The following is a 1269-nucleotide window of genomic DNA, read 5'->3' as shown; positions in this document are numbered from 1 at the left end:
GACACCCGCGCCAGCGTCGCCTGGAAGGTCGAGCGCTCGGCGTCGACCAGACGGGCGAACTGCTTGGGCATGCTCTCCCGCGACGCCGGCCACAGCCGCGTCCCCGTCCCGCCGCACAGAATTACCGGCAGAACTCGTTCGCTCCAATGGCGCACTTAAATCTCCGCAGACTCTCTTACGATCTGATACAGGAAACCCGCATCCGGGCGTCGTCCAAGATCCGGGCCAGAGACGTCATCCTATCGATCTTCGGTGCCCATCCCGTCGCCTGCCGAAGGTGGCGAGCGTCCCCGAAAGCTAACGGCACGTCGGATCTCCGCGTCCGGGCAAGGTCAGGGCGAATCTCGAAGGCGACACGGGACAGCCTACGTAGGGCCATCAGCATGCTCTCGATGCTGCGAGGCTGGCCAGAGCAGATGTTGAAGGTCTGCGGACCGTCGAACGTGTCCGCGCACTGGAAAATCTTGATGTAGGCGTCAACGACATCTGAAACGTCGAGAAAGTCGCGTTGCGCGGAGAGATTGCCTACCTGCACAAAGGGGGGGCACAGCCCGGCTTCGATTAGCGCGATCTGGTGCGCGAAGGAGGCGATCGCAAAAGCCAGATCTTGGCCGGGGCCGATATGATTGAAAGGGCGCAATACGACAGGCTTGAGGCATGTTCCTTCGGTTGATCTGACCAACAGCTGCTCGCCCAGCCACTTGGAATGGGCATAGGCATTCATCGGCTGCGGCACCGTCCGCTCCGTGGCCGGACACTGGTCAAGGAATGCGCGTCCGTAGACTTCGCTCGAGCTAACGAAAGTGAAGGTACAGTTTACCCCGGTCCGCTCGATCGCATCGATTAGGTTATATAATGCCCCGCAGTTAATGCGCCAAGTATGAAACCTCGACCTGTCGGCGCGAACAATTGACGATTCAGCCGCGAGGTGAAGCACCTCGGTCGGCTGGAAGTCGCCGATTCGCTGCGCGACTGCGGCCGGATCAACGAGGTCGAGAGACTCGTAAGAAACCCCATCCGGTACGTTGGAGGAGGCTCGGCGCCCAACGCCCATGATCTCGGCCGAGGAGAAGATGTCACGGAACGCCCGGAGGACGTGGCTGCCCACGAACCCGGATGCTCCGGTGATGAGGATGCGCTTGAGCACGCGGGCTAGGATTGGCGGCGGATGTCCGCGTCGACCATCTCGGTGATCAGTGCCTCGAGGCTCGTCTCGGCCTCCCAGCCGAAGGTCGCCTTCGCCTTGGCTGGATTGCCGAGCAGCACCTC

At 61.8% G+C, this 1269-nt stretch carries 2 protein-coding genes and 1 pseudogene; all 3 read right to left on the bottom strand.

Features of this window, described 5'->3' with window-relative positions:
- On the bottom strand, nucleotides 1-155 hold a 155-nt coding region (locus BLT59_RS30435), incomplete at its 3' end, for a sugar phosphate nucleotidyltransferase (protein ID WP_244514216.1).
- Between the two features lie 20 nt (nucleotides 156-175).
- On the bottom strand, nucleotides 176-1147 hold the full coding sequence (locus tag BLT59_RS30430) for an NAD-dependent epimerase/dehydratase family protein (protein WP_091789999.1): 972 nt from the start codon (nucleotides 1145-1147) through the stop codon (nucleotides 176-178).
- A 5-nt stretch (nucleotides 1148-1152) separates the two neighbouring features.
- Nucleotides 1153-1269: pseudogene (locus BLT59_RS32090) on the bottom strand (GDP-mannose 4,6-dehydratase); the annotation flags it as partial.

This window comes from Methylobacterium sp. UNC378MF, from assembly GCF_900103195.1.
Lineage (GTDB): Bacteria > Pseudomonadota > Alphaproteobacteria > Rhizobiales > Beijerinckiaceae > Methylobacterium.
The sequence above is the reverse complement of the archived record's forward strand: the minus strand, read 5'-3'. Positions and strand labels throughout refer to the sequence as shown.